General features: G+C 35.8%; 23 protein-coding genes. 8 read left to right on the forward strand and 15 right to left on the reverse strand.

Annotation, left to right across the window (positions count from 1 at the left end; translation table 11 throughout):
* The first annotated feature begins 48 nt into the window (after positions 1 to 48).
* The gene (locus C8N28_RS01290; RefSeq protein WP_132220775.1) at positions 49 to 597 is read left to right on the forward strand and encodes an SAM-dependent methyltransferase; all 549 of its coding nucleotides are present in this window, start codon (positions 49 to 51) and stop codon (positions 595 to 597) included.
* Positions 598 to 646: 49 nt separating this feature from the next.
* On the opposite strand, the gene C8N28_RS01295 is transcribed toward C8N28_RS01290, so the two are convergent.
* Entirely contained in the window at positions 647 to 1,708 is a 1,062-nt protein-coding gene (locus C8N28_RS01295) for a class I SAM-dependent methyltransferase (RefSeq protein ID WP_132220777.1), read from the reverse strand.
* A 90-nt stretch (positions 1,709 to 1,798) separates the two neighbouring features.
* On the opposite strand from C8N28_RS01295, the gene C8N28_RS01300 reads away from it, so the two are divergent.
* Positions 1,799 to 2,146, forward strand: coding sequence for a PadR family transcriptional regulator (locus C8N28_RS01300; protein WP_132220779.1), 348 nt, complete (start codon positions 1,799 to 1,801; stop codon positions 2,144 to 2,146).
* Positions 2,143 to 5,343, forward strand: a complete 3,201-nt coding sequence (locus tag C8N28_RS01305; protein ID WP_132220781.1) for a DUF2723 domain-containing protein — start codon at positions 2,143 to 2,145, stop codon at positions 5,341 to 5,343. The genes C8N28_RS01300 and C8N28_RS01305 overlap by 4 nt, the downstream gene beginning before the upstream one ends.
* 14 nt (positions 5,344 to 5,357) lie before the next feature.
* Here the strand turns inward: C8N28_RS01305 and C8N28_RS01310 are convergent, their stop codons facing one another.
* Positions 5,358 to 6,140 (reverse strand): NUDIX hydrolase, encoded by a 783-nt coding sequence (locus C8N28_RS01310; protein ID WP_132220783.1) that lies wholly within the window; start codon positions 6,138 to 6,140, stop codon positions 5,358 to 5,360.
* Positions 6,141 to 6,236: 96 nt separating this feature from the next.
* Here C8N28_RS01310 and C8N28_RS01315 point away from each other — a divergent pair, with 96 nt between their 5' ends.
* A complete protein-coding gene (locus tag C8N28_RS01315) occupies positions 6,237 to 7,106 on the forward strand; it encodes an alpha/beta hydrolase (protein WP_132220785.1) in 870 nt (289 codons plus the stop codon).
* Between the two features lie 13 nt (positions 7,107 to 7,119).
* Here the strand turns inward: C8N28_RS01315 and C8N28_RS01320 are convergent, their stop codons facing one another.
* From C8N28_RS01320 to C8N28_RS01345, 6 genes are all read right to left on the reverse strand, one after another.
* Positions 7,120 to 8,238: a fatty acid desaturase family protein gene (locus C8N28_RS01320; RefSeq protein WP_132220787.1), complete on the reverse strand. Its 1,119-nt coding sequence runs from the start codon at positions 8,236 to 8,238 to the stop codon at positions 7,120 to 7,122.
* 209 nt (positions 8,239 to 8,447) lie between these two features.
* The gene (locus C8N28_RS01325; RefSeq protein ID WP_132220789.1) at positions 8,448 to 9,365 is read right to left on the reverse strand and encodes a sugar phosphate isomerase/epimerase family protein; all 918 of its coding nucleotides are present in this window, start codon (positions 9,363 to 9,365) and stop codon (positions 8,448 to 8,450) included.
* A 65-nt stretch (positions 9,366 to 9,430) separates the two neighbouring features.
* On the reverse strand, positions 9,431 to 10,420 hold the full coding sequence (locus tag C8N28_RS01330) for a YihY/virulence factor BrkB family protein (protein ID WP_132220791.1): 990 nt from the start codon (positions 10,418 to 10,420) through the stop codon (positions 9,431 to 9,433).
* 6 nt (positions 10,421 to 10,426) lie between these two features.
* Positions 10,427 to 10,834: an acyl-CoA thioesterase gene (locus C8N28_RS01335; RefSeq protein WP_132220793.1), complete on the reverse strand. Its 408-nt coding sequence runs from the start codon at positions 10,832 to 10,834 to the stop codon at positions 10,427 to 10,429.
* A gap of 2 nt (positions 10,835 to 10,836) precedes the next feature.
* On the reverse strand, positions 10,837 to 11,886 hold the full coding sequence (gene mltG, locus C8N28_RS01340) for an endolytic transglycosylase MltG (protein WP_132220795.1): 1,050 nt from the start codon (positions 11,884 to 11,886) through the stop codon (positions 10,837 to 10,839).
* A 9-nt stretch (positions 11,887 to 11,895) separates the two neighbouring features.
* Entirely contained in the window at positions 11,896 to 12,660 is a 765-nt protein-coding gene (locus tag C8N28_RS01345) for a PASTA domain-containing protein (RefSeq protein WP_132220797.1), read from the reverse strand.
* 176 nt (positions 12,661 to 12,836) lie between these two features.
* Here C8N28_RS01345 and C8N28_RS01350 point away from each other — a divergent pair, with 176 nt between their 5' ends.
* Positions 12,837 to 13,853, forward strand: coding sequence for a D-alanine--D-alanine ligase (locus C8N28_RS01350; protein ID WP_132220799.1), 1,017 nt, complete (start codon positions 12,837 to 12,839; stop codon positions 13,851 to 13,853).
* Here C8N28_RS01350 and C8N28_RS01355 read toward each other — a convergent pair.
* Positions 13,827 to 14,771, reverse strand: a complete 945-nt coding sequence (locus tag C8N28_RS01355) for an MlaD family protein (protein WP_132220801.1) — start codon at positions 14,769 to 14,771, stop codon at positions 13,827 to 13,829. The two genes, C8N28_RS01350 and C8N28_RS01355, sit on opposite strands and share 27 nt — an antisense overlap.
* A 67-nt stretch (positions 14,772 to 14,838) precedes the next feature.
* The gene (locus C8N28_RS01360) at positions 14,839 to 15,639 is read right to left on the reverse strand and encodes an N-acetylmuramoyl-L-alanine amidase family protein (protein ID WP_132220803.1); all 801 of its coding nucleotides are present in this window, start codon (positions 15,637 to 15,639) and stop codon (positions 14,839 to 14,841) included.
* Between the two features lie 160 nt (positions 15,640 to 15,799).
* On the opposite strand from C8N28_RS01360, the gene C8N28_RS01365 reads away from it, so the two are divergent.
* From C8N28_RS01365 to C8N28_RS01375, 3 genes are all read left to right on the forward strand, one after another.
* The gene (locus C8N28_RS01365) at positions 15,800 to 18,457 is read left to right on the forward strand and encodes a putative LPS assembly protein LptD (protein ID WP_246012687.1); all 2,658 of its coding nucleotides are present in this window, start codon (positions 15,800 to 15,802) and stop codon (positions 18,455 to 18,457) included.
* A 27-nt stretch (positions 18,458 to 18,484) separates the two neighbouring features.
* Positions 18,485 to 19,732, forward strand: coding sequence for a competence/damage-inducible protein A (locus C8N28_RS01370; protein ID WP_132220805.1), 1,248 nt, complete (start codon positions 18,485 to 18,487; stop codon positions 19,730 to 19,732).
* A gap of 110 nt (positions 19,733 to 19,842) precedes the next feature.
* The gene (locus C8N28_RS01375) at positions 19,843 to 21,180 is read left to right on the forward strand and encodes a dihydrolipoamide acetyltransferase family protein (protein WP_132220807.1); all 1,338 of its coding nucleotides are present in this window, start codon (positions 19,843 to 19,845) and stop codon (positions 21,178 to 21,180) included.
* A 23-nt stretch (positions 21,181 to 21,203) separates the two neighbouring features.
* Here the strand turns inward: C8N28_RS01375 and C8N28_RS01380 are convergent, their stop codons facing one another.
* The 5 genes from C8N28_RS01380 to C8N28_RS01400 all read right to left on the reverse strand — a co-directional run bounded on the left by C8N28_RS01380 (position 21,204) and on the right by C8N28_RS01400 (position 26,147).
* A complete protein-coding gene (locus C8N28_RS01380) occupies positions 21,204 to 22,520 on the reverse strand; it encodes an ABC transporter permease (protein ID WP_132220809.1) in 1,317 nt (438 codons plus the stop codon).
* A complete protein-coding gene (locus C8N28_RS01385) occupies positions 22,520 to 23,431 on the reverse strand; it encodes an ABC transporter ATP-binding protein (protein ID WP_132220811.1) in 912 nt (303 codons plus the stop codon). Before C8N28_RS01385 ends, C8N28_RS01380 begins: the two co-directional genes overlap by 1 nt.
* A gap of 92 nt (positions 23,432 to 23,523) precedes the next feature.
* The gene (dnaJ, locus tag C8N28_RS01390; RefSeq protein WP_132220813.1) at positions 23,524 to 24,684 is read right to left on the reverse strand and encodes a molecular chaperone DnaJ; all 1,161 of its coding nucleotides are present in this window, start codon (positions 24,682 to 24,684) and stop codon (positions 23,524 to 23,526) included.
* 9 nt (positions 24,685 to 24,693) lie between these two features.
* Entirely contained in the window at positions 24,694 to 25,302 is a 609-nt protein-coding gene (locus tag C8N28_RS01395; RefSeq protein ID WP_132220815.1) for a nucleotide exchange factor GrpE, read from the reverse strand.
* 164 nt (positions 25,303 to 25,466) lie between these two features.
* Positions 25,467 to 26,147: a cell division ATP-binding protein FtsE gene (locus C8N28_RS01400; RefSeq protein ID WP_132220817.1), complete on the reverse strand. Its 681-nt coding sequence runs from the start codon at positions 26,145 to 26,147 to the stop codon at positions 25,467 to 25,469.
* Position 26,148 lies beyond the last annotated feature (1 nt).

Consider the following 26,148-nt stretch of genomic DNA (forward strand, 5'->3'; position numbering starts at 1 on the left):
ATTAGATATAATTAATTCATATATTTTTTAACCTTTAAATTAAACAAGATGAAATCTGTAAAAAAACTAATTGGGGTCGTGCTTTTATTAGTATCTGTTGCTACTCTTGCAAATGCACAAGATCGTCCGGCGTTGGATGTTCCATACGTACCAACACGCCAAGCGGTTGTTGATGCAATGCTGAAATTAGCCGATGTAAAACCTGGTGATGTATTGTATGATTTAGGATGTGGTGATGGAAGAATTGTTGTTACTGCTGCCAAAGATTATGGTGCAACAGGTAAGGGATTTGACATTGATCCTCAGAGAATTGCAGAAGCTAATGCCAATGCTAAAAGTGCAGGGGTGAGCGATAAGGTTGAGTTTTTTAATGCTAACCTGTTTGATACCGATTTGAGCGGGGCTTCAGTTATTACTTTATATCTGTTACCTGATGTAAACATGAAATTACGTCCGAAAATTCTGGCTCTTAAACCAGGTACAAGGATTGTATCGCATGCTTTTACAATGGGAGACTGGAAACCTGAAAAGACACAAACTGTTGATGGCTCAACAATTTACTTCTGGACTGTTCCTGAAGGAGGGGTTATAAATTAAGGGCTGTTTATAAAAACTAAATAATCGGATAACAACACTTATTGCTAAGTTACAATGGGTGTTGTTTTTTTTGAATTAAGAATTTGAACTTACTCCCCATATCGATCAATAGGGTATGGTTCAAAAAGGATATTTTGCGAGCAGCTTGAATAACATCATCTTCATGGGTGATCATTTGCTGAATTAGCTCTGTGAATCCCATAGATAATAGAAAATCACATTGACTGGTAAACGCACAATCATTCAGTCCACTTTTCCTGCCAGAGTTTATTAATGCTGAAAAATTTACATGAGAGGTAATATCTTGTATTCCGATATTGTCGTATAGATTATCATTGACCTTGTGATTATTATAACACATAAGTGTACCCTGGCTTCTATAAGGCTTATATAATTCCGAACTTAAATAGCCATAATCGATCGTCATTACATAGCCTTGATTCAATGAGCTTGCTATTTCCTGGATCCAGTTAATGGCCTGTAAGTTTATTTCGCTGCGGAAATCTTTGGGGAGTTCAATATTTAGCTCCTTAAGATATTCTTTCAATTCTTCTTGGGCTGGCTGTAATACTTCTGTAAAGCCATTATCATAGCTTACGAAAACTTCCATGAGTTCATTTTTCATTACGACTTGATGAACAGCAAAATTATCTACCAGCTCATTTGAGAATATACAGCCATTAACTTCCGGAAGCTCATTAATTGAATTGAGCCACTCTACTTTTTCAAGTAAATGCGACTTTTCAATCTCTCGCATAATAGGACTCTTTTCGATGATGTAGTACTTTAACTGCTCATACATTTTCTCATTCTTCTTAAGGTAGGAAAGAATATCATGACATAACATGCCTGTACCTGCACCATATTCGACAATGGTAAAATCAGTGCAGCCGAGCGTTTTCCACATTTCTTCTAACTGCTTACCAATCAATGCACCAAAAACAGGTGTAAGGTATGCGCTGGTATAAAAATCACCATTCATTCCGATCTTATTTCCAGGAGAAGTATAATACCCAAGTTCAGGATAATAGAGACACATTTCCATAAATTCCTCGAAGCTGATGACTCCTTCATCCTTAATTTTTTGCTGAATGATTTCTGTAAGACCCATATTTATAAGACAATATGGTTGATAAATGGTTTTTACATCTTGCTTATATACATAAGTTACTTATATATAAATAAAATTATATATTTGTGTATGGATTCGATTAAATATAAAGGTTTATTAAAGGGGAGTCTTCAAATAATCATCTTGAAACTTCTTCAAAAAAATGGAAGGATGTATGGATATGAAATCACTCAAGTAGTTAAAGAAATTACCAATGGTGAGATCTTACTTACCGAAGGGGCTTTATATCCTGCTTTACATAAACTGGAAAAAGAAGGTTTGTTAGCAGCAAGTGTAGAGCTTGTAGATAATAGGGCGCGTAAATATTATACGCTTAGTGAGAAGGGGAGAACTGAGGTTGAAATTAAACTAAAAGAAACTAAAAGCTTTATGGGTAACCTGGATTTATTACTCAATTTAAATCTTAAGCTAACATGAAATTAACTGTTCTTCAGAAGCAAGAGATCCGTAAATATCTGGAAGAGGTAACTATCGTAAGATCTAATTGTGATGAGTTGTTTGATCATATTATTACTGATTTAGAACAAAATTCGACATCGGATAAATTGGATATTGAAAGGGTTAAACAAAGCATTGTGGTTGAATTTGATTCAATGATAAATACTGAACAAGAGAAAAGAAACTATCGGCGAATCAATACAATAGTTGGTTTTACTTTGTTCTTATTTGCCTTAGTGGTTTATTGGCTGACCATGGAGCCAACTGTCAGCTTTTGGGATTGCGGGGAATTTATTGCTGCTGCATTTAAGCTTGAAGTTGGCCATCAGCCCGGAGCGCCCATTTTTCTTATGCTGGGAAAGATCTTTAGTCTGTTTGCTTTTGGCGAAAGTTCTGCAGTAGCCTATTGGGTTAATTTTAGTGCTGCGTTTGCAAGTGCTGCTACCATTATGTTTTTATTCTGGACCATAACAGCTTTGGTTGCCAGGGCTTATAAGAATGAGAAGATTAAATCTAAGACTACAAGTATCATAATTGCTGGTATAATAGGCGCTTTGGCTTATACCTTTTCAGATACATTTTGGTTTTCAGCGGTAGAGGCTGAAGTATATGCACTTTCATCCTTATTTACAGCTGTTACCTTTTGGGCGATTCTTAAATGGGAAAGTCAGGCAAATGACCGTTGGTTAATCTTAATTGCATTTATGATTGGCCTGTCGACAGGAGTTCACTTACTTAATCTGTTAACGATTCCAGCAATTACACTTGTTTATTATTATAAAAAAGCAGAGAACAGTACTACCTTAGGAACTCTTAAAGCTTTACTGATTGGGTGTGCAATCGTCGCTTTTGTTCAATTTGGAGTTATTCAATACTTTGTATTAGGAGCATTTAAATTCGATCTTCTTTTTGTTAATCTATTTGGGTTTTCATTTGGATCGGGCGCTTTGTTTTACATTGTTATAGTTGGATTTTTGTTGTTCTTCGGCGTTCGATATTCTATCCGAAAACATAATTACAAGCTAAATCTAGGTTTAATATGCACGGTATTCTTACTATTGGGATTTAGTTCTTATACAATGATTCTTCTTCGTGCAAATGCTAAACCTGCCATTAATCTAAGCAATCCGGATAATATTTATTCACTCTATAATTATCTTGGAAGGACGAATTATAAATCTACTCCTTTATTGTATGGTAATACATTTGATGCTAAAAGCATTGAAAACGAAGTAACAGGAAATCTATACAGAAAAGGGGAAAATAAATATGAGATTGCTGGAAATACATATAAAACGACTTATGATAAAAATTTACTATTTCCACGAACATATAGTCAGACGCCACAGCATATTGATTTTTACAAGGAATGGATAGGACTCAGAGATGGGGAAACGCCAACTTTTAGTCAAAATCTTGGCTTTTTTGCCTCCTGGCAAATGGGAGTAATGTACTGGCGGTATTTTCTTTGGAATTTCTCTGGTCGGCAGAATGATATTCAGGGATATGGCGATATAAAAAATGGCAACTGGATAACAGGGATTAAGCCTTTAGACGCCATTCGTTTAGGAAACCAAACGAATCTTCCGCCAAGTATAGTTGCAAACGAAGGACATAATGTATTTTATGGTTTACCTTTTTTACTTGGCATAGCAGGTGCTATATGGCTGTTTAGAAGAAATAAGCAGATCGGTGTTATTCTTACTGCTTTCTTTTTCTTTACGGGCATAGCTATCATATTATATCTGAACCAGGACCCTATGCAAGTTCGGGAACGCGACTATGCTTATGCTGGGTCTTTTTATGCTTTTGCAATCTTTATAGGCTTTGGTTTTCTTTTAATTAAGGAAATTCTTCAAAGAACTTCTACGAAAAGGATAGGTTTAATAGCGGCTACAGTAATTTGTTTATTCTCTGTTCCATTTTTAATGGCTACTCAAGGCTGGAATGATCATAATCGGTCAGATAAAACAACATCTTTAAATTGGGCAAGGAACTACCTGAACTCTTGTGCTAAGGATGCTATTCTTTTTACGAATGCCGATAATGATACTTATCCGTTATGGTACGCGCAAGAGGTAGAAGGTATAAGAACAGATGTACGAGTAATTTGTCTTCAGTTTTTACAGGATGATTCATTTATTGATCAATTGAAAGCAAAGGTAAATTCTTCAGAGGCATTGCCCATTAACTTATTGCATAAGCAATATCAGGCTGGTGTTAGAGACTTTTTCCCCTATGTGGATTATGGAATTACTGATAGTGTAGAATTAAGAGATCTGATTGCAGTAATGACCTCTGAGAATAAAAATGATAAAGTTCAAATGACAGATGGTTCTTATATGAATTTTATACCTGCCAGAAAATTGAAACTTTCGATAGATGCTGATCAGTTGATAGATACAAATACGATTCGGCCTGATCAAAAATCAAACGTGGTGCCTGCAATGGAATGGAGCTTTAATAAACCCTATGCAAGTAAAGGAGATTTAATTATGTTTGATATTTTGGCAAACAATGACTGGAAAAGGCCTATTTATTTTGCTACATCAGTATCTGAGGATACGTATATGGGTTTAGAACAATATCTATATCTGGAAGGATATGCTTATCGGTTATTGCCTTTAAAAAATGAGGGTAAAGAGGTGGATAAGACCCAGCGCACTAATACTGATGTAATGTATTCAAATGTGATGAACCGACTGGATTTTACAGCATTTAATAAAGCGAAATATATTGATGTTGAATCAAGGAGGGTTCTGAATAGTACATGGCAGTTAAATAATACATTGACTAATAACTTGATTACTGAAGGTAAAACAGATAAGGCAAAGCAGGTAATGCAGAAAAGCATGAGGGAACTGCCTTTAAGAAATTACTCCATTATAGATACTCTGAATAAACTGAATACTGTAAGAAATTTATATGCACTGGATCAAACTGAGGAAGCTAACAATGTTACCAATACTACATTGGATTTCTTAACACAGGAACTGCAGTATATAACAACGCTTACTATTTCTCCACAATTAGCCTATCGGGATGAAATTCAAATAGGATTGTATGTTTTGGATGAATTTGAAAGGATTACAGCTGGCTATCAGCAGAAGGAATTAAACCAACGAACTAAAGATGTTCTGGATCAGATGATAGAGGCTTTTCAGATTAAAAGTTAATATTCTAAAAGCTTTTACCATAGATCTTTTAAGCCATTTTGTAAAGCTTCTTCGTAGCTTTCTTTATCAAACCGATAGAGGTAGGGTGCTTTGTAGGCTCCACCTTTTCGTTTAGTGGGTAAACGTTCAAGTATTTTATAGCTGAGCATTTTGCGTTGAAAGTTTCTACGATCAAGAGTTTTACCTAAAAGGGTTTCATAGAGTCTTTGAAGCTCGGGCATGGTAAATTCATGCGGAAGCAGGCTTAAACCAATGGGCTGATAATTTAACTGCTGCCTTAATGTTTTAAGTGCTGTTTCTATAATTGATTGATGGTCTGAAACAAGTAATGGCAGATCTTGAACATCATGCCAACGGCACTCAATTGTAAAGATATCATGTTTGGGCTCTACTTCTGTAAATTCTACGAGAGCGTAAAAACCTATGGTTATAAAACGGCCTAGTACCCACTCAATAAACTCTTGTGCATATTGATCTTTAGCATATTGTTCTTTTAAAAGTTCGGCACGTTTATTTATTCGTGTACGTTCAGGATCACCAAAGGCATGGAACTGCTGAAGAAAGATATTATTCAATCCTGTTCTTGAAAAAAGTAAACGATTGGCAGCTTCTTCAAGGCTTTCTTCTTTGCCAATAAATCCACCAGGGAGGGTCCAGCTTTCCTTATCCTTATTCTTTAATAATAATATTCTCAGGTGGTTTTCATGAAAACCAAAGATTGCTATATCTATCGATATGGATGGTAAATTATCTTCGATAACATTCTTTAACGAGATAATCTCATTATCTTTTGCCATATTACAAAGTAAAATATTTTTTTGGAAATTAGGTGGCCTAGAATCTTTTAATTATTATTGTGTCAATGTAACACATATTTGTTAAATATAAGAACCATGAAGAAATCAATACTGTTCTTTTTCTTTTTAATTATCGCTTTTTCATCTTTCGCAGCCAAGGTAGATACTATTGAGGTCTATAGTAATGCTATGGGCAGGAGCCTTAAAACAGCTATTGTTACTCCAAATTCGTATAACAAGAATAGTTCAGCATACCCGGTTTTATATCTTTTACACGGGGGTAGCGGTAGTTACCGCGACTGGCATCATTCTATACCAGACAAGTCTTTACTTCATAAATTAGCAGACCAATATAATTTGATTATTGTAACTCCTGATGGAGGAACTACCAGCTATTATTTTGATAGTCCGACTGATAAAACAAGCCAATACGAGACTTTTATTTCTAAAGAACTAATTGAGAGTATTGACAAAAATTATAGAACAATTAAAGATCGAAAAGGAAGAGTTATTGCTGGATTATCGATGGGAGGGCATGGTGCTTTCTTTCTTGTCACGAAACACCCTGATTTGTATTCAGCAGCTGGAAGCATGAGTGGCGTTATGGATATTAATACGGCTCAATGGGTTGTTCCGGCTGAATTTGCTGAATCAAGAAAACAAAATTTCATTAAACTTCTAGGACCTGAAAGTACAGGTGAATTTATTTACCCTAATAATACAATGATTGCCATGGTTAGCAAAATGAAGACCAGCAACGTGAAATATATATTTGATTGTGGCGTAGACGACTTTTTAATTAAGACTAACAGGGCTTTGCATGAAAGACTGGTTTATAATGGAATACCACATGAATATATTGAGCGTCCGGGTAAACATGAATGGCCATATTGGGAAAACGCCTTATACTATCAAGTACTATTTATGCACAAGGTATTAGAAGAAAACGGGGCAAACGTTCTTTAATACTTATAACCTATTAAGCAACGCTGAATTTCTTTAGAATTATATAATGAGATTTCATAGCATCCCAAAAAGTAATGTTTTCAATATAGGGAAGTTGATATTGATGGGCCGTTTCTCTAACAATATGTGATATGGCAGGGTAGTGGATATGACATATTTTAGGGAATAAATGATGCTCAACCTGTTGATTTAAACCGCCGAGCAGGAATGCTGCTAATTTACTTTTCATAGAAAAGTTGGCTGTAGTTCTCATTTGATGTTCTGCCCAGGCATCTTCCATATTTCCCTCTCCATTGGGAATGGGGAATTCTGTACCTTCAACCACATGTGCAAGTTGGAATACTAATCCCATAACCAAGCCTTGTGCAAAATGAAGGGCTACAAAGCCAATAATTCCTTGCCACCAGGTAATATCTGTTAAGAGTACCGGTAAGCCGAAGAAAAGGAAATAGTACAAAAACTTGAAGAAGAACAGGTTAAAGTATTCTATTTTAGGGTGTTTCGGACTTACGCATTCACCCACTTTTGATTGAAAGAACTTCTTATAATCCTTACGAAATACCCAGGATAGGGAAGCTAAACTATATAATGGAAAGGCATAGAAATGCTGAAAACGATGCATACTGGTTAATTTATCATCATCAGATAGTCGAATAAGACCCGGGGCTATTTCAAGATCTTCATCATGACCGGCAATATTGGTATAAGTATGATGGACCACATTATGAGTAATATTCCAAACGTAAGGATTGGCTCCAACAAAGTGAAATACAGTACTGAATATTTTATTTACTCTGGAGTTAGATGAAAGGGCACCATGGATGGCATCGTGGCAGATATTAAATCCGATAAAAGCACTGAATACGCCTAATAAAACGGCAAACAGCAGCATAATTAAAGGATTAAAGAGGTTAGAAATTATTAAGGCATATAATAATACAAAGCCTGTTAGGAAAATAACAGCCTTTGTCCACATGGCTCCATTTGCCTTCTTTTCTATTTTATTAGATTTAAAATAGTGGTCTACCTTATGTCGCACGTCGGCGAAAAAAGAAGAACGGTTCTTATTGTTGAATTTTAATTTGTTGGAAGACTCATTAAGAGTACTATCAATCTTTATGGTTGATGACATTATGTTTTGTTGTTCATTATTAAAGTAATTCCTGGGAGATACAATGAATCGTTAATCTATCAACGTTTTTAACTTTAATAATTACTCAAAACAGGCACCTAAAGTCTTTTAATGACTTATCCTTCGTTACACATTAGTAAATATAAGAAATATAAAATGCCTATATCTCAGAAAATCAAGATATAGGCATAAAAAACAAAAAGGTTACATTAAATTAATTCTGTTTTAATGTAATTAAAGCTTTGCGTAATGCTTTCATAAGGATCCATGCTGAAGTTTTCTTGTTCTACAAAGAAACGCTTCATTCCGGATTGCTCTGCACCGGCAAAGATTGCTTTAAAGTCAATAGAGCCACTTCCTACTTCAGTATTGATGGTTGGAGTAGCTTTATCCATATCTTTTATATGCCACATTGCAAAACGACCAGGGAATTCATTGAATAAGGCAATAGGGTCATTTCCTGAACGAACTGCCCAATATAGATCTAATTCAAACTGAACTAATTCAGGATCTGTATTATTCATAAAGATTTTAAGGGCAGTTTCACCACCTCCCAGATCTGCAAATTCAAAATCATGATTATGGTAGCCTAACTTTAAACCTGCTGTTTTACACATTTCTGCAGCTACGTTTAATTTATCAGCAATCATTTTGTAGCTATCAAGTGTCCTTAAGTCTTCTGATAGATAAGGTACAGTAACGTATTCATTACCAATAACTTTAGCTGCATCAATAATAGCCTGAAGTTCATCTTTACTATCGGTTCTGATAAACTCTTCGATTCCATAATGTCCGCTGGTACTAACCAGGTTATTTTGATCTAATAATGCTTTAAACTCTTGTGGACTTAATCCCCAGAAACCACCTTTAGATGAAAAGCCATAGCCTTCAACATCTTTGTAACCAATTGCAGCTACTTTTCCAATCACTCCGGGTACATCTTGTCCGATGATTTCTCTTAAGGTATATAACTGTAAACCGATGTTAGTATCAGCTGGTACTGATGCTTCATTATTTGCTTCCTGACTGTCTGAAGTATTATTTGTGTCGGACATGCATGAAGGCAAAATAAGTGCGCCTGCTGCAAGCATGGCTGATTGTCTTAAAAAGTCTTTTCTGCTTTTCATTTGATTTGTTTTATGATTAAGGTTTAAAAAAAAATAATTATCTGATAAATAAGATGTGAATACGTTTACCAACGTTTTAAACGATCTTCTGTTTGCACATTTGTTTTAAATGAATTGAAACGAGGTGTTACTATCTTGATACTACGTTTAGAGAGTTCTATAGCTGCATTTAACTCAAAGCCGATTAATAATATTAAAGAGTTTAAATAGAGCCAGATCATAATAACGATTAAGGTACCAATAGAGCCGTATAGTTTGTTATAGGTATTAAAATGGTTTATATAATAAGCGAAGCCTATAAAAGTGAAAATAGCTAAAATTGTTGATAAGGTTGCACCCGGACTAAAAAATTTCCATTTTGTAGCTGAAGAAGGTCCGAATTTATAAACGAAACTTACAGTGAAGAAGTAGATTGCTGCTAAAATGAACCAGCGGGTTACCATAATTACATTTAACCAGGAACTGCTTGCTATACCAAACAGTTCTTTAATAAAGTTAAATATCTGACTGGATATTGTAAGAAGGGTCATCCCGATTGTTAAGGCAACAACGATCATGAAGGCGAGACCGATAGCTACCAAACGCTGTTTTACCCAACCTCTGTTCTCTGTAATTAACGATGCTTTATTAAAAGCCATCATTAAGGATGTTAGGCCATTGGTAGCAAAAAGGGCTGCCGCAATAAAACCAAAAGAAAGCAATCCGCTGTTTTGATTAATAATAATATCTTCTACAGTTGTACGAATGGTTTCATATGCATTTTCGGGCAAAACAAGTGCTATAAAGGAGAGTAGTTGATCTTGAAAGTTCTTTACCGGTATATAAGGAATTAAAGTAAAGAGGAAGATTATTGCCGGAAAAATAGCCAGCAGGAAGTTATATGCTAAAGATGATGCCTTGTTTAAAAGAGATTCGCGGGCAATTTCCTGAAAGAAAAACACGGCTACCGTATATAATGGCAATGAACCAAAACCAGGCAACACAACCACCTTTGTCCACTCAATTAAATAATCGTATGGTTTGAATTTCAACAAAGTTTGGTGAATTCGATTCATGCTTTATCAGGTAAAATAAGGAGCCATTTTTTTATTAAACTCTTCGGGTGGAAGACAGGGTTTGTTCTTTTCTATATTTACGAACACTAAAATGGTTTCTCCTATATTAATTAACTCTTGCTGTTCATTATGAATTTCATAATAGAACTTGATACGGATGCCTGGCTTTTCTTTAATCATAACAGTAATAGTCAGGTTTTCATCATACCTGCCCGGTTTGATATATTTACAATATAAATCTAAAACAGGCATCATTACACCATTGTTTTCCATGTCTTTATACGAAGTACCTAAACTACGTAACATTTCTACACGTGCAACTTCATAATATTGGGCATAATTACCGTAATATACATAACCCATTTGGTCAGTCTCTCCGTATCTTACCCTGATATTACAGCTGAATTTAAACATAATTAACGTTTTATGTTTCTTTGATCTAATGCTCTTTGGAATTTTCTGGCATTTACTAAATGTTCTGCCACTGTAGTTGCAAAGTTATGATAACCTGAAAAATCATCTTTCGCGCACATATAAACAAAATCATGTGTTTGTGGATTTAAAACAGCATCGATAGAAGCGATACTAGGCATCATAATAGGTCCGGGCGGCAGGCCCTTATGTATATAAGTATTATAAGGTGAGTTAGTGCGTAAATGCACATTAAGTACTCTTCTGATAGTAAAATCTTGTGTTGCAAAGATTACAGTTGGATCTGCCTGCAGAAGCATACCTTTTCTTAATCGGTTCAAATATAAGCCTGCAATTTTAGGCATTTCATCGTTATGTAATGCTTCACCTTTTACGATTGCTGCCAAATTGCTTACCTCAATTGGAGTTAGATTAAGGGCTTTTGCCTTGGCTTTTCTTTCTTCATTCCAGAATGTTTCATATTCTTTATGCATCCTTTCAACAAACTGATCTGTAGAAGTATTCCAGAAAAATTCATAGGTATTGGGAATGAACATTGTAAAAAAGTTTTCATGGTTGAAACCATATTCCTTTGCCAGGCTATCGTTATTTAAGAGTTGAATAAAGGCAAGTGAATCTGGCTCAAGCTGCTTGGCTAATAAGCCCCCAAAGTTTTCTTTTAAACGAATATTCTGAAAACGAAGTTTAACAGGTTCTTGTAAACCGGCACTTAACTGGTTAAGGAGTGTACGATTGTTCATTCCTTCTGTTAGTTTATATTTACCAGCTTTAACACGCAATGGATAATCTTTCTTTTCTGCAGCCCATCTAAATGCTGCTGTATCTTCTAGTATTTCATTATCACCCATATTTTTCATCAGGTCTTCGAAATCTGAACCTGTTGGAATATATAGGTAGGGCTGATTAGCTGTTACATTGGGTGCTAAAAATCGTTGATAAACGGTGAAGGCGATAGCAGCACCAATTATAAAAACAAGAACCCCGACAGCTAATAATATTTTCTTTATAGAAATTGATCTTTCTCTTTTTTGCATAGAAATTCTCTAGTTGCTTAATGCAAGGTTAATAGCAGTTCCTACACTTACCTTCTCCATTTGTAAAGAATCTGCAGGAGGTGTTTGACTTACCACACGTGCTGTTAAGCTGTCAGTAATATAACCCATATAATTAACCGTACCAACAGTTAAGGAAGATCCTAAGATTGAGAAGCGGGCTTCACTTAGGGTTAAACCAACTACATTAGGCACTAGTACTTCAGAATCGCCCATTCCATTACCTAAAATCAAATTGATCCGGGAGCCTTTTGGTATTTCTTGTCCGGCTTTTAATTCTTCTCCGCCATAACGAACATCCAATACTACATCTCGGGCAATATCAGCCACATAGGTTGTATCGCCTAAGCGAAGTTCATAATTACCAAGAATGGCACGAGCTTCAAGAAAGGTCATTTCACGTATCTCAGGGAAGCTCACTACCGGCGGACTTAAGGTAATCATGGTAAGATAAATTGTACGATTATCTTTCACAAAAGAACCTCCAACAGGATCTTGATCAATAATAACTCCTGGTTCAGCATTAGCTTGATATACGGAATCTACCTGATATCTAAAGCCTTGTTGCTCTAAAAGGCTAATGGCTTCTGTAATGGATTTGCTTTTTAAGTCTGGAACTTTAATCTTTTCACCATGGTGAGTATAATTCCGTAAAACAAAGAATATTAAGGAAACGAATACAATGATTGAAATGATTGCTATAATCAAGTGTCTTCTAAATGTTTTAGTACCGAGGTACTGAAAGAGTTTACTCATATTGATAATTTAAACAAATCTTCTTCTTTGTTAGCAAATATTAATCCAATTGATTGGATACGGTTTTTGCACCTCCAAACTTACTCAAAATATTAAAGAGTGATCTACTTTTTTTTATGATGGGTAATTTATTCAACGTTAAATAAAATCTATATTTGCTTTTAAAATTGCCCCATATGAAATTAAAAATCGCCTTGCTTTGTGGTGGATATTCAGGTGAAGATGAAGTATCTTATAAAAGTGCAGCCTTTGTTGAAGAGAGCCTGGATAGTGAACGTTATGACGTGTATAAAATAAAAATATTACCTCGTGAGTGGTTCTATGAAAATGCAGAAGGGTTTATTTATACGATTGATAAGAATGATTTTAGCTTAACAATTTCTGGGAATAAAATCCAGTTTGATTTAATTTTTGTGATGATACATGGCTCTCCTGGAGAGAACGGATTGTTGCAGGGTTATTTTGAAATGTTGGGTTTACCTTATACGAGCTGCGACTCGCTGACATCAAGCCTGACCATGAATAAAGCATATACCAAGGCGGTTCTTCGAGGTATTTCAGATATGTATTTGGCTAATTCGGTTCAGTTGTTTGAACAGGATCAGGAAGGAGCAGTAGAAATTATCGAGAATAAACTTAGGCTGCCCATTTTTGTAAAACCGAATGGGGGAGGAAGCAGCATTGGTATGTCTAAAGTGGATAAGGCTGAAGGTATTAAAGCTGCAGTTGATTTGGCTTTTAATACTGAAAATACAGGAAGACAGGTTTTGGTAGAGGAGTTTGTATCGGGCAGAGAGTTTTCAGTAGGGGTTTATCGCTTTAAAGACAGTGTACAAGTGCTTCCTGCAACGGAAGTAATTACAGATCGTGATTTCTTTGATTATAAAGCGAAATACATAGCAGGGTTAACGCAAGAAATTACGCCTGCAGAAATTAATGAAGAACAGGTAGAACGAATGGAACGGATTGTAAAAGAAATCTATCTGAAATTAAACTGCAAGGGATTGGTACGTATTGATTTCTTTTTTGAACATAAAACTGATAACTTCTATTTTATAGAGATTAATACCATACCGGGACAAACAAAAACGAGCTTTATTCCACAGCAAATTCGAGCAACTGGAAAAACAGAGCGAGCCTTTTATACAGAATGGATAGAAAGCTCTTTACTCAGCTTTGCGACCAAAGATTGAGAAATGGACGTACCTTTTAGGATTTTGCTTAACATCGATAATTAGATTATCAAGGCTTTTTGATGCATCCTGAAGGTTATTGTATAGTTCATCATCGTTCAATAGTTTTCCTAATGAACCTTTACCACTGTTAATACTATCAACCGCCAATTGAAGGTCTGAAACAGCCATGTTTGCCTTATTCATTGTTTCTTCAAAGTTTAAGCGGGCGGCTTTATCACTTACCGTTTCTAAATTTGCAAATATGCGGGTAAGCTTTTCATTATTATCATTAAAATTAGCTGAGATGGATTCCATATTGGTTAAAATCCCTGAGATTTTTGACTTTTCAGTTCCTACCATACCATCTACCTGAGTTGCTGTATTCTCTAAGGTATTTAAGGTATTTGCAATACTTTGTAAACTTCGGTTGATGTTCTTTTGAAAATCCGGACTGATGGTATTATTAACAGAACTCAATACAGAATCTAATACAGCAAATAGGGCTTCGGCTTTCTTCTGAATAGGTTCAACCTGCTCCATAATATTTTTTTGAACGTCAGATTGCAAGGTATCACCAGTTTGTGCATAGACCTTACTATCGCCCAGATCAAAAACAATGGCTTTACCTCCTAATAGATCTGTGCTGGCAATACGAGCAATTGTATTTTCAGGAAGCTCGTATTTCTTATCAATCTTAAATTCTGTCAGAATCGTACCATTAGGTAATAATGTTAATCCGGAAACTCGTCCTATTTGATATCCGTTTACATATACGGGTTTAGAAACGGTTAATCCATCAACTCGTTCATAAACTGCATAATAAGTATTTTCTGAGGTAAAAACATCGTTTCCTTTTAAGAAACTATAGCCTAATACGAGTATAGCAATGGCAACAGTTGCCAATATTCCAACTTTAGTTTCGTTTTTTATTTTCAAAATAATTTCGGTTCTAAGGATTTATATTTCATAAACCATAACAACTTTTTCTGCTGAATGTTTTAAATTAACGTTCAATCAAACTTTTATATGATTTTATCGCGTTCGTTAAATTCTCTACAATTTCTGCTTGTCCGGCAGCTGAAGTCATGTATCTCTCTTCAGCCGGATTACTAATAAAGCCAATTTCTGTTAAAATAGCAGGCATTCCCGCTCTTGCCAATACGGCAAGCCCTTGTTCTTTAACCCCGCGGTTAATTCTGCCGGAAGTAGCATAATGATCTTGTACCAATGTTGCCAGCTTGATACTTTGATCACGAAACTGATTCTTCATTAAAGAGAAAATGATGTAGCTTTCAGGATCGTTGGGGTCAAAATCATAGTTCTGCTCATAATTTTCTTCTAAAAGCATGGATGCATTTTCGCGCATAGCAACATCTTGTTCTCCCAATCTATGAAAACCTGAGACAAACGTTTCTGTACCGCTTACACGTTCATTACCAGCTCTTCTTGGCATAGAATTACAGTGAATAGAGATAAACAGATCGGCATTATTATCATTGGCTACTGCGATTCTCTCATATAATTTTACAAAGACATCTGTTTTGCGGGTATAAATTACTTTCACGTCTTTCATCTCGCTTTCAATCTTTTTTCCAAGCTTTAAAGCAACTTGCAGAGCTACGTCTTTTTCCCGCGCTATTGCTCCACGCGTTGCTCCATCTTCTCCACCATGGCCAGCATCAATTACAATTGTTTTTATTCGAAAATCAGGTTTATCCTCTTGGTTGCTAAAACTTAGAAAGGGTATAAGAAAACATAAAAAGATAACGTTTAATATTTTTTGTTGCGTATTTTTGATTTTCATAGCGGGAATAACAATTTTGTATTATTATTATTGTTTTAATAAATAGAGTTAAGCATTATCGTATTTTCGCAAATCTGAGATTTAAGAAATAGCTAGCTTAATTTTCATTAATTTTGGCATTTTCAGTTTGTTTTACAAAAGTACTATTCAAAGTCATATTTTGAAATTGATTATAAGCATTTTTCAACAAATATTTTTCATTATAACGTTTTTTACGGTACTTTCTGTATACGGGCAAGATACAACAAACACGAATATAACTGGAATACAGGATACTTTAAAAAATGATGCAGACTCTATAGCTGCTAAAGATACGGTATTAGCCACTGAATTTCAGGATACCACAGCACAAACTACTAGTCCGCAAGAAAGAGCTAATGCGTTAAACTCTGCTATTAATACTGCTGCCAGCGATTCCTCCTGGATGGATTATCGTAACAATGTTATTCACTTTTTCGGAAACGCTAAGATAAAGTATGAAGACTTTGAGTTAACAGCCGATTATATTCGCATCGATAATAACTCTCATTTGCTTTTTGCAAGTGGTTCTTATGACCATAATCACAAATACAGAGGTCGTCCTATCTTTAAAACAGCAGCCGAACCACCGGCAACTACTGATTCTTTATACTATAACTTTGATACTAAAAAAGGTAAAGTCTATGGCACCTTTTCGGAAGTAGAAGGTGGATTTATACAGGCGCAGCAATTAAAGAAGAATGAATTTAATGAGGCATCTATCAAAAATGCCATTTATAGTACATGTAATTTACCTGAACCTCATACCCACTTTGGTATTTTTATCAGCAGGGGTCTTGTCACGGAAAAGAATGTAATTACCGGGCCTGCTTATTTAGTAATTGAAGATGTACCCTTACCTTTTATAACGGTTCCATTTGCCTTTTTTCCGAAAATGAATAAAAGAACTTCCGGATTCTTATTCCCATCTTTTGGAGAGGACTATACGCGTGGTTTCTTTATGCGTGATATTGGTTGGTATATAGGCTTAAACGATTATTGGGACGCGGAAATCAGAGGTTCCCTCTATTCTAAAGGATCATGGGAGACGTCTTTAAGAACGCGTTACCGTAAAAACTATAAATACGACGGTGGCTTTAGTATGCGTTTTGCCAGTACCAGAACAGGAGTAGAGGGTACGCCAGGGTATAAACCGAGTAAAGATTTCAATATTACATGGAATCATAGTAAGCGGCAAGAATCAAACCCAGGAACGACTTTTAGTGCCTCTGTAAATGTGGGTACAGGTTCTTATTTTTCTAAAACTGCTGCTGGCGGAAGTTATGATTATGACCAAATTACCCGTAATAGCATGTCTTCAAGTATTAGTTATGGTAAAATATTTGGCGATGGCCGTTTTAACTTTACTTCTTCTTTATCACACCGGCAAGATATTTCGGCAGGTACGGTTTTCTTAGAACTGCCTTCCTTTAACTTGAATATGACCTCTTTTAATCCTTTTGATTCTAAAGATAGGATTGGAGAACAAAAGTGGTATCAAAGAATTAACGTAGGGTACAGTTTACAGGGGCGTAATTCAATAAGTTCTACTGAGTCAGAATTGTTTAAAAGTGAAACGCTAAAAAAATTCAGGAATGGCCTGCAACATAATATTCCAATAAGCCTTTCATTAAATCCATTGCAATTTCTCCAATTCAATACCAGTGTCAATTACACCGAGAGCTGGTATCTTCAAACTATAAGAAAGAGATTGGATAATACAGCCGGAGGCTTTGTTCAAAAAATTGATACAGTACCCGGATTTAGCCGTGCTTATGATTATTCTCTCTCGAGTGGATTTTCAACCAAATTCTATGGAATGAAGGAGTTTAAAGGTAAGCTAGCTGCTATACGACATGTTGTAACACCTTCAATAAACTTTAATTACCGCCCTGATTTTTCAGATGCACGCTTTGGTTTCTATCGCAGATATCAAGATGTTAATGGAAATGAAGCAATGTACTCTATCTACGAGAACTCTGTTTTTGGTGGCCCCGGAGCTGGAGAATCCATGGGTATTGGATTCTCGATCGACAATAATATCGAAGCTAAAGTGCGTAGTACAGAGGACAGTACGGGCTTTAAGAAGATCCCGATACTACAGGGTTTATCTTTTAATGGTAATTATAACTTTGTTGCTGATTCATTTAAATTATCCAATATAAACTTCTCAGGAAGAACTTCTTTGTTTGATCAAAAATTAGGGCTTAGCTTTAATGGTAGCTTTGATCCATACCAATATGATCCGGTAAATATGCGGCGGGTCAATCAGTTCTCTGTTAAGGATGGAGTTTTAGCTCGCTTGGTCAATTTTGGTTTATCAATGGATTATAGCTTAAACTCTGAAGCCAGGAATAGCAGAAATGAGAATATTGAGGAATTGAACAATGCTTCGAATGGTGCTATGACACCAGAACAAAGCCAGCAATTAGCACGAATATCATCAGATCCTAATGCCTTTGTAGATTTTAAAGTACCGTGGAATATAGCAGCGTCCTTTAGTTTTTACTATTCGAAGCCGGGAGTTGTGTCTTCAATTACCAGTACTTTAAATCTCTATGGGGATGTAAATTTAACACCTAAATGGAAGGTACAGTATAATACTGGTTATGATTTTAAAGCACAAAAAATTATTCTAACCCAGTTTAATATTTACCGCGATTTACATTGCTGGGATATGTCGTTTGGGTGGATTCCATTTGGTACTTATCGAAGCTATACCTTCACATTACGTGTAAAAGCATCTATACTTCAAGATCTTAAGCTTAATAAGCGTAATGATTATTACAATAGCTTTTAGAAAGTTTTCTTTTCTTAATTAAATTTTATGCGAGCAGAACTCATAGTTATCGGTGATGAACTTTTAATAGGTCAGGTTCTTGATACAAATTCAAGTTGGATTTGTGCACATCTCAATGAAATCGGTGTTCAGGTAAAGCAGATTTCCACTATTTCTGACGATGGAGAGGAGATAATCAATGCCTTAGCTTTAGCCACTTCTCGTTCAGATGTAATTTTAATGACAGGTGGTTTAGGCCCCACGAAAGATGATGTGACCAAGCAAACTCTATCGAGATACTTTAATTCTGAATTAGTATTTGATGAGAAAGTACTTGCACATGTTAAAGGGATTTTTGAGAAATACGATCGACCAATGCTCCCTGAGAATATAAAACAGGCTGAGGTTTTAAAGATCGCAGAAGTTCTTTTTAACAAAGCAGGTACAGCACCGGGTATGTGGATTAAGCAAGGCAAAAGCCATGTGGCTATTATGCCAGGGGTTCCATCTGAAATGAAATATTTAATGGAGCATGAAGTATTGCCTCGAATAAAGGTACTTCCAGGTAGAAAAGAATTGATACAAAATCATATTTTAACAGCCGGACTTGGAGAGTCTTTCCTGGCAGAAAGGATTGCGCATATTGAAGATCGTTTACCAGCCTATATTAAACTCGCCTACCTTCCTGCGCCTTTGCAGGTACGTTTACGCTTGAGTGCAGAAGGCGATAATCATCAATTATTAAAAGAAGAGCTGGATAGTTTTACTAAAGAGATTAAAGATGAATTAAAAGAGTACTGCATCAATGATAATGAACAGACATTGGAAGAAACTTTATTAGATGAGATGAAGAATCTGAACCTGAGCCTGGCTTTAGCAGAAAGCTGCACAGGAGGTTATGTTTCTCATTTAATTACTGAAATACCAGGTAGTAGCCAGGTTTTTTTAGGTAGTATTGTGAGTTACGACAATTCGGTGAAGGTTAATTCATTAGGAGTAGAACAAAAAACATTAAATGATTTTGGTGCAGTAAGTGAGCAAACAGCGATAGAAATGGCAGAGGGTGTAAGACAAAAACTTGGCAGCAGTTATTCGATAGCTATTACCGGAATTGCAGGTCCGGGTGGGGGTTCTGTTGAGAAACCAGTAGGAACAGTATGGGTGGCTATTGCTGGGATTAAAAAAACTTATACTTTTAAGTATTTGTTTAAGAATAGTCGCAATGGTACTATTATAAGGGCATCTAAGAATGCTTTATACCAACTAATTCAATTAGTTAGGGAAGAGAATAAATGATTTTTGAAATATAGAATGGCTTATAGTTAATTATGGCAAATAATATTCCGTAAAAATAAATGTCTGCAATTATTTAATTAACTTCGCCTTAATACAGAATCTTTAAGTTTATGGCAAAATATAATTTACTTCTTCCACGTATGGGGGAGAGCGTTTCTGAAGCAACTGTAGTTAAATGGCTCAAACAACCTGGAGATTCAATTGAAATTGATGATTCAGTTTTAGATATAGCAACCGATAAGGTTGATTCTGAAGTACCTTCACCCATTGCCGGAACGCTTGTTGAACAGCTCTTTAAAGAAAATGAGATTGCTCAGGTAGGTGAGGCGATAGCGATTTTAGAAGTTAATGAAGAAGACCTTGAGCAAGAGCCTGAAATACCATCCAAAGAACCTTTTGTTAGTAAACCTGCTGAAGATAAAGTTGAAACACATACAAGTATTCCTATTCCAGGAATAGATCTGTTAGCGAATGAAAGTAAAGAAACGATTATAGATTCCTCCAACCGTTTTTACTCTCCTTTAGTAAAGAATATAGCTGCAGAAGAGGGTATAAGCCTGGAAGAATTGGATAAAATTAAAGGATCTGGCTTGGAAGGCCGTGTTACAAAACAGGATGTTCTTGATTTTGTTGCCTTCAAAACAGGTAATACTCCACCTGCAACAAAACCTTCAAGCTCTGAGTCAATTAGCACGAATACAGAACCAGCTCCTCAGGCTCAACCAGTTTCTATTTCAGAAGGAGATGAAATTATAGAAATGGACCGTATGCGTAAGCTTATTGCAGGACATATGCTCACAAGTGTTCAAACTTCGCCTCATGTTTGTTCTTTTATAGAAGCGGATGTAACAAACATTGTTCATTGGAGGGATCGTGTTAAAAATGCTTTTGAAAAGCAGGAGGGGACTAAAATTACATTTACACCTATTTTCATTGAGGCTATCGCAAAAGCTATAAGAGATTATCCGATGATTAATATTTCTGTCAATGGTTCACAAATCATTAAAAAGAGAGATATTAATATTGGAATGGCAACTGCTTTACCTTCGGGTAACCTGATTGTTCCGGTTATTAGAAATGCTGATCAATTAAACCTGGTTGGTATTACTAAGGTCGTAAACGATATGGCGGCCAGAGCCCGCATAAATAAATTAAAACCAGATGAAACACAAGGAGGTACTTTTACAGTAACCAATGTAGGTTCATTTGGAACGGTAATGGGAACACCTATTATAAACCAGCCGCAAGTTGCAATATTGGCTTTAGGTGCAATTATAAAGAAGCCTGCGGTTCTCGAAACAGAACAGGGCGATGTAATCGCAATCCGCCAACGAATGTTCTTATCTCTTTCTTATGACCATCGTGTTGTTGATGGCGCTTTAGGTGGAAAGTTCTTGAAAAGAATAGCTGAATATTTAGAAAACTGGGACGTTAAAAGAGAAAGCTAAGTTTTCTCTTTTAATCATTCCTATTATTTACGGTAATTAAACCATTTGATAAGTTCTTTATAACTTGCTTTTTTACCATACATTAAAATTCCTACTCGATAAATACGCGAAGCAACCCATGTTGTTAAAATAAAACCAGCTATCAGTAAAATAATGGATAGGGATAATTGCCATAATGGGACTCCAAATGGCACGCGTACCATCATTGCGATGGGTGAAGTAAAGGGAATCATGCTTAGCCAAAAAGCCAAAGGACCATGTGGATCTTTAATAAGTACGCCAAAAGACATTACATAGGTAAAAAGCAAGGGCATGGTAATGGGTAGCATAAATTGCTGAGTTTCTGTTTCGTTATCAACCGCAGAACCTACTGCAGCAAATAAGGCGCTATAGAGTAAGTACCCTCCAATAAAGAAGATTAAAAAACAGCTAATCAAATAAGGGAAGTCAATACCTGCCAGCGTTCCTTGTACATCACCCAACAAGCTATTTTGTTGAGCAAATGCTGCTGAATTGGGAACAGATGATGAAATAGAACTTAGCTCTTCTGGAGAAAAAGCATCGGGCATCTGGCTTGCCATAATTAATCCTCCTACTGTCAGAAGTGTACCCGATAAAACGATCCATAAAAGAAACTGGGTTAAACCAACCAAGCCGATACCTACTATTTTACCTAGCATTAATTGGAAGGGCTTGACTGAAGATATGATAATTTCTACAACGCGATTATTTTTTTCTTCAATAACGCCTCGCATAACCTGCGCACCGTAAATAAACAAAGTTAAATAGATCATAATGGATGCAAACATCCCGATTCCCATAGCAACACCAGCATTTGATTCTTGCTCTCCTTGTTCTGTTATTTCAAGCGATGTTACTTTTACCTTAGGCTGAATGCTATCTAAGGTCTGAATATCAATTCCTGCATTGTTTAATAATATCTTACGTAAGATATTATCTACTTGATTACTTATTTCGCCCTGAACAAAAATACTTGCTTTTTGAGAGGAGAGAAGGTCTAATTTTTGAGACTCTAAAATATTTTCAGGGATCACTAACAGAAACTGGTTTTCTTGCAGATAACTTTTCTCTTCATTTGCAGAACGGGTAGCCTTTTCAAATGAAAGGCTCTCTGTATCCTTTAAATCATTAATAATAAGATTGCTATTATCAATTACATAAACTGTTGATGAAGATCCAGAATCTTGTATAGATAGGGCTATTACACCACCCCACATTCCGAGAAACAATAGAGGGACCAAAAAAGTAATGATTAAAAACGATTTCTTTTTAACCCGACTTAGGTACTCACGTTTGATGATAAGAAATATTTTCTTCATTAGTTCTCTTTAACCTGTTTTACAAATATATCATGAATACTAGGAATAATTTCAATAAGCTCCTGGAGCTGAACCTGATTTATCAGATGGGCTAAAGCATCATTAATATGATGGCCATTCAATAATTCGATGGTTGCTTTATTTCCTTCTTCATATTCTTGGGTATCTAAAACCTGAAACAATTCATACCCTTCCGGATTTTTAAGCTGTATTCCTTTATTGCTATATTTTATTAGATATTGATGTTTTCTATAGGCATTCTTGATTTCAGAAACCTTGCCATCTAATATCTTTTTTGATTTATTGATAAGTACAATCGAATCACATAGTTCTTCAACAGATTCCATCCGATGTGTAGAAAAAATGATAGTTGCTCCTTTCTTATTCAGGTCTATAATTTCATTTTTAATCACATCTACATTTACAGGATCAAAACCTGTAAACGGTTCATCCAGAATAATTAATTCAGGCTGATGGATAACTGTAGCAACAAATTGCACTTTTTGCTGCATTCCTTTACTTAAATCTTCTACCCGTTTATTCCACCAGGTTTCCATTTCCATCTTCTCAAACCAGTGCTTTATTCTTTCTGTAGCATCTGCTTTGCTTAATCCCTTTAGTTGGGCAAGGTAAAGCATCTGTTCTCCAATCAGCATTTTTTTATAAAGACCGCGTTCTTCGGGCAGATAGCCAATTCGAGATATATGTTTTTCGCTTAATGCTTCTCCATTAAATAAGATCTCACCATGATCGGGTGCTGTAATTTGGTTGATAATACGAATTAAAGATGTTTTTCCAGCTCCATTAGGACCCAGAAGGCCAAATATACTTCCTTTCTTTATCGTGAACGATACATGATCTAATGCGAGATGTTTTGCATATTGCTTAACGATGTCTTTTACTTCTAGCATCCAGATGGGGTTTATTGGATTAGATTCAATAGAGGTTATTTTGTTACGTATAAAAAAAGCCTAACGTTCAGTTAAGCTTTTTATTTATATTTTTATTCGAAATACTCTTTCATGCGTTCAAAAAAGCTTTTTTCGTTTTTACCAGGCTGAGGCTTAAAGTTAGAAGACTCACGCAAATTTTCTAACTGAGCTCTTTCTTCCTTGGATAATGCTTTTGGCGTCCAAATGTTGATATAAACTAATTGATCACCTTTAATATAAGAATTAACCTCTGGTATACCTTTACCTTTTAGTCGAAGGATTTTGCCTCCTTGTGTACCTGGTTCAATCTTTATTTTTGCCTTTCCATCAATGGTAGGTATCTCAGATGTTGTTCCCAATGCTGCATCTACAAAACTTACATGCAGGTCATAAATAATGTTAATTCCATCACGCTTTAAAACTTCATGAGGAATTTCCTCAATAAGAATTATCAGATCACCGGGAATACCTCCCCGAGGAGCAGCGTTCCCTTTACCACTCATAGAAAGTTGAATGCCTTCGCTTACACCTGCAGGAATATTTATGGTAATTGTTTCTTCACCTTTGGTTAAACCTTCACCATGACATTCTGAACATTTAGCAGTAATTTCAACACCCTCGCCATTACATGTAGGGCAGGTGCTGGTAGTTTGCATTTGGCCTAAAATAGTATTGGTAACTCGCCTAACAGATCCTGTTCCTGAGCAAGTTGAACAAGTATGAAAAGAAGATTTATCTTTTGCACCAGAACCATCACAAGTTTTACAAACAACGTTCTTATTAACCTTGATTTTCTTTTCTACACCTTTCGCTATTTCTTCAAGAGTAAGTTTTACTTTGATTCGTAAATTACTTCCACGAATAACGCGACGACCGCCACCACGTGAACGAGATCCTCCAAAGAAACTTTCGAAAGGACTGCCCCCATCACCGCCAAAGATATCTCCAAACTGACTGAAGATATCTTCCATATTCATTTCTCCACCATAGCCGCCTCTTCCATTAGCGTTTGCGCCTGCATGGCCAAACTGATCATAGCGTTTACGTTTTTCCGGATTGCTTAATATTTCATAAGCTTCTGCAGCTTCTTTAAATTTATCTTCGGCTTTCGGATCATCCGGGTTTTTATCCGGATGAAACTTGATTGCTAGTTTTCGGTAAGCTGATTTAATTTCTGCTTGATCCGCAGCACGAGCAACCCCTAATATATCGTAATAATCTCTCTTTGACATCTTTTTATACTAACTGCCTACAACTACTTTTGCATAACGAAGTACCTTATCGTTCAGGTAGTAACCCTTCTCTATTTCGTCTAGTACTTTACCTTTTAAATCATCTGTAGGAGCAGGAATATTAGTTATTGCCTCATGAATTTCGGCATCAAAAGGTTGATTAATAGATTCCATTTCCTTAAGGCCTTTTTGTTGAAGGGTCTTTTTTAATTTTTGAGAAACCAGCGTAACGCCTTCTTTTATAGAATCAACACTATCACTTAATTCCATCGCTTTTAAGGCACGATCGAAATCATCTAAAGTTGATAAAAGATCACCGATAACTTCTTTTCCTGCAGTTTGTAAAAGTTCAATACGCTCTTTAGAAGTACGCCTTTTATAATTATCAAATTCTGCATATAAACGCAGATATTTATCATTCGCTTCTTTTAACTCAGCTTTCAATAATATTTCTGGCGATAAATCATCGGCTTGATCTGCTTCATTCAGGTGCGAATCATCTTTACTATGTAAACGAGCTTCATTTACTGATTCTAATTCGTCAATAATCTTTTTATTTTCCAAATGTTCTTCAGGGTTAGTATTCTCCAAATGTCCCTCAGGATGTTTATTTTTCATTTGAATAATTAATTAATTCACTTTTATTTAATAACTCTAATCCATACTATTCTATTAAAATAGCATAAACTAAACTTCAACAATTGTTTTGCCAATTGTGCTTCTGCGTCAACATGTCAGTCAAAAACATAAATGTCTAACCAGTTGACGTAAAATTAGGATAATTATAGGCTGATATTATCCAATAATGAACCAGTTTGTGTCTTGATTATTCGAGATGGTAGATTTTTGATAATCTGATAATCATGTGTGGCCATCAAAATGGCAGTTCCAGAACGACTAATTTCACGTAAAAGAAGAACAATCTCTTCGGATGTATCAGGGTCAAGGTTACCAGTAGGCTCATCGGCTAAAATAACGTCAGGGTTATTTAAAAGAGCCCGGGCAATTACAACACGTTGTTGCTCTCCTCCTGATAACTCATGTGTCATCTTTTTTAGCTTAGAACGCAAACCAACCTTTTCAAGCACATCCAACATCCGATCGTTCATAAGTTTCTTATCTTCCCATCCGGTAGCCCGCATAACGAATTCTAAATTCTTTTCAATAGTACGGTCTGTTAAAAGATGAAAGTCCTGAAAAACGATTCCTAACTTCCTTCTCAGGAAAGGAATATCGCGCTCATTCAGCTTTTTTAAATCGAAGCCAGCAACCATTCCCTCGCCAGCTCCAATAGGAAGTTCTCCGTAAATCACCTTTAACAAACTACTTTTACCTGAACCGGTCTGACCTATTAAATAAACGAATTCACCCGATTGGATCTGGAGGTTTACATTGGATAATACTAAATGTTTCGGCTGATATATATCAACATTCTTTAATGTTATTACTACGTTTTGATCCATT

It is taken from the genome of Albibacterium bauzanense (assembly GCF_004339765.1).
In the GTDB taxonomy this organism is placed as follows: Bacteria; Bacteroidota; Bacteroidia; order Sphingobacteriales; family Sphingobacteriaceae; genus Albibacterium; species Albibacterium bauzanense.

Bases quoted from the DNA above. Each gene is read 5' to 3' on its own strand.
- C8N28_RS01335 (WP_132220793.1), bottom strand. From the start codon at position 10,834: ATGTTTAAATTCAGCTGTAATATCAGGGTAAGATACGGAGAGACTGAC.
- C8N28_RS01330 (WP_132220791.1), bottom strand. From the start codon at position 10,420: ATGAATCGAATTCACCAAACTTTGTTGAAATTCAAACCATACGATTAT.
- C8N28_RS01300 (WP_132220779.1), top strand. From the start codon at position 1,799: ATGGATTCGATTAAATATAAAGGTTTATTAAAGGGGAGTCTTCAAATA.
- dnaJ (WP_132220813.1), bottom strand. From the start codon at position 24,684: ATGTCAAAGAGAGATTATTACGATATATTAGGGGTTGCTCGTGCTGCG.
- mltG (WP_132220795.1), bottom strand. From the start codon at position 11,886: ATGCAAAAAAGAGAAAGATCAATTTCTATAAAGAAAATATTATTAGCT.
- C8N28_RS01345 (WP_132220797.1), bottom strand. From the start codon at position 12,660: ATGAGTAAACTCTTTCAGTACCTCGGTACTAAAACATTTAGAAGACAC.
- C8N28_RS01370 (WP_132220805.1), top strand. From the start codon at position 18,485: ATGCGAGCAGAACTCATAGTTATCGGTGATGAACTTTTAATAGGTCAG.
- C8N28_RS01315 (WP_132220785.1), top strand. From the start codon at position 6,237: ATGAAGAAATCAATACTGTTCTTTTTCTTTTTAATTATCGCTTTTTCA.
- C8N28_RS01290 (WP_132220775.1), top strand. From the start codon at position 49: ATGAAATCTGTAAAAAAACTAATTGGGGTCGTGCTTTTATTAGTATCT.
- C8N28_RS01400 (WP_132220817.1), bottom strand. From the start codon at position 26,147: ATGGATCAAAACGTAGTAATAACATTAAAGAATGTTGATATATATCAG.
- C8N28_RS01310 (WP_132220783.1), bottom strand. From the start codon at position 6,140: ATGGCAAAAGATAATGAGATTATCTCGTTAAAGAATGTTATCGAAGAT.
- C8N28_RS01325 (WP_132220789.1), bottom strand. From the start codon at position 9,365: ATGAAAAGCAGAAAAGACTTTTTAAGACAATCAGCCATGCTTGCAGCA.
- C8N28_RS01295 (WP_132220777.1), bottom strand. From the start codon at position 1,708: ATGGGTCTTACAGAAATCATTCAGCAAAAAATTAAGGATGAAGGAGTC.
- C8N28_RS01395 (WP_132220815.1), bottom strand. From the start codon at position 25,302: ATGAAAAATAAACATCCTGAGGGACATTTGGAGAATACTAACCCTGAA.
- C8N28_RS01375 (WP_132220807.1), top strand. From the start codon at position 19,843: ATGGCAAAATATAATTTACTTCTTCCACGTATGGGGGAGAGCGTTTCT.
- C8N28_RS01385 (WP_132220811.1), bottom strand. From the start codon at position 23,431: ATGCTAGAAGTAAAAGACATCGTTAAGCAATATGCAAAACATCTCGCA.
- C8N28_RS01360 (WP_132220803.1), bottom strand. From the start codon at position 15,639: ATGAAAATCAAAAATACGCAACAAAAAATATTAAACGTTATCTTTTTA.
- C8N28_RS01305 (WP_132220781.1), top strand. From the start codon at position 2,143: ATGAAATTAACTGTTCTTCAGAAGCAAGAGATCCGTAAATATCTGGAA.
- C8N28_RS01350 (WP_132220799.1), top strand. From the start codon at position 12,837: ATGAAATTAAAAATCGCCTTGCTTTGTGGTGGATATTCAGGTGAAGAT.
- C8N28_RS01380 (WP_132220809.1), bottom strand. From the start codon at position 22,520: ATGAAGAAAATATTTCTTATCATCAAACGTGAGTACCTAAGTCGGGTT.
- C8N28_RS01320 (WP_132220787.1), bottom strand. From the start codon at position 8,238: ATGTCATCAACCATAAAGATTGATAGTACTCTTAATGAGTCTTCCAAC.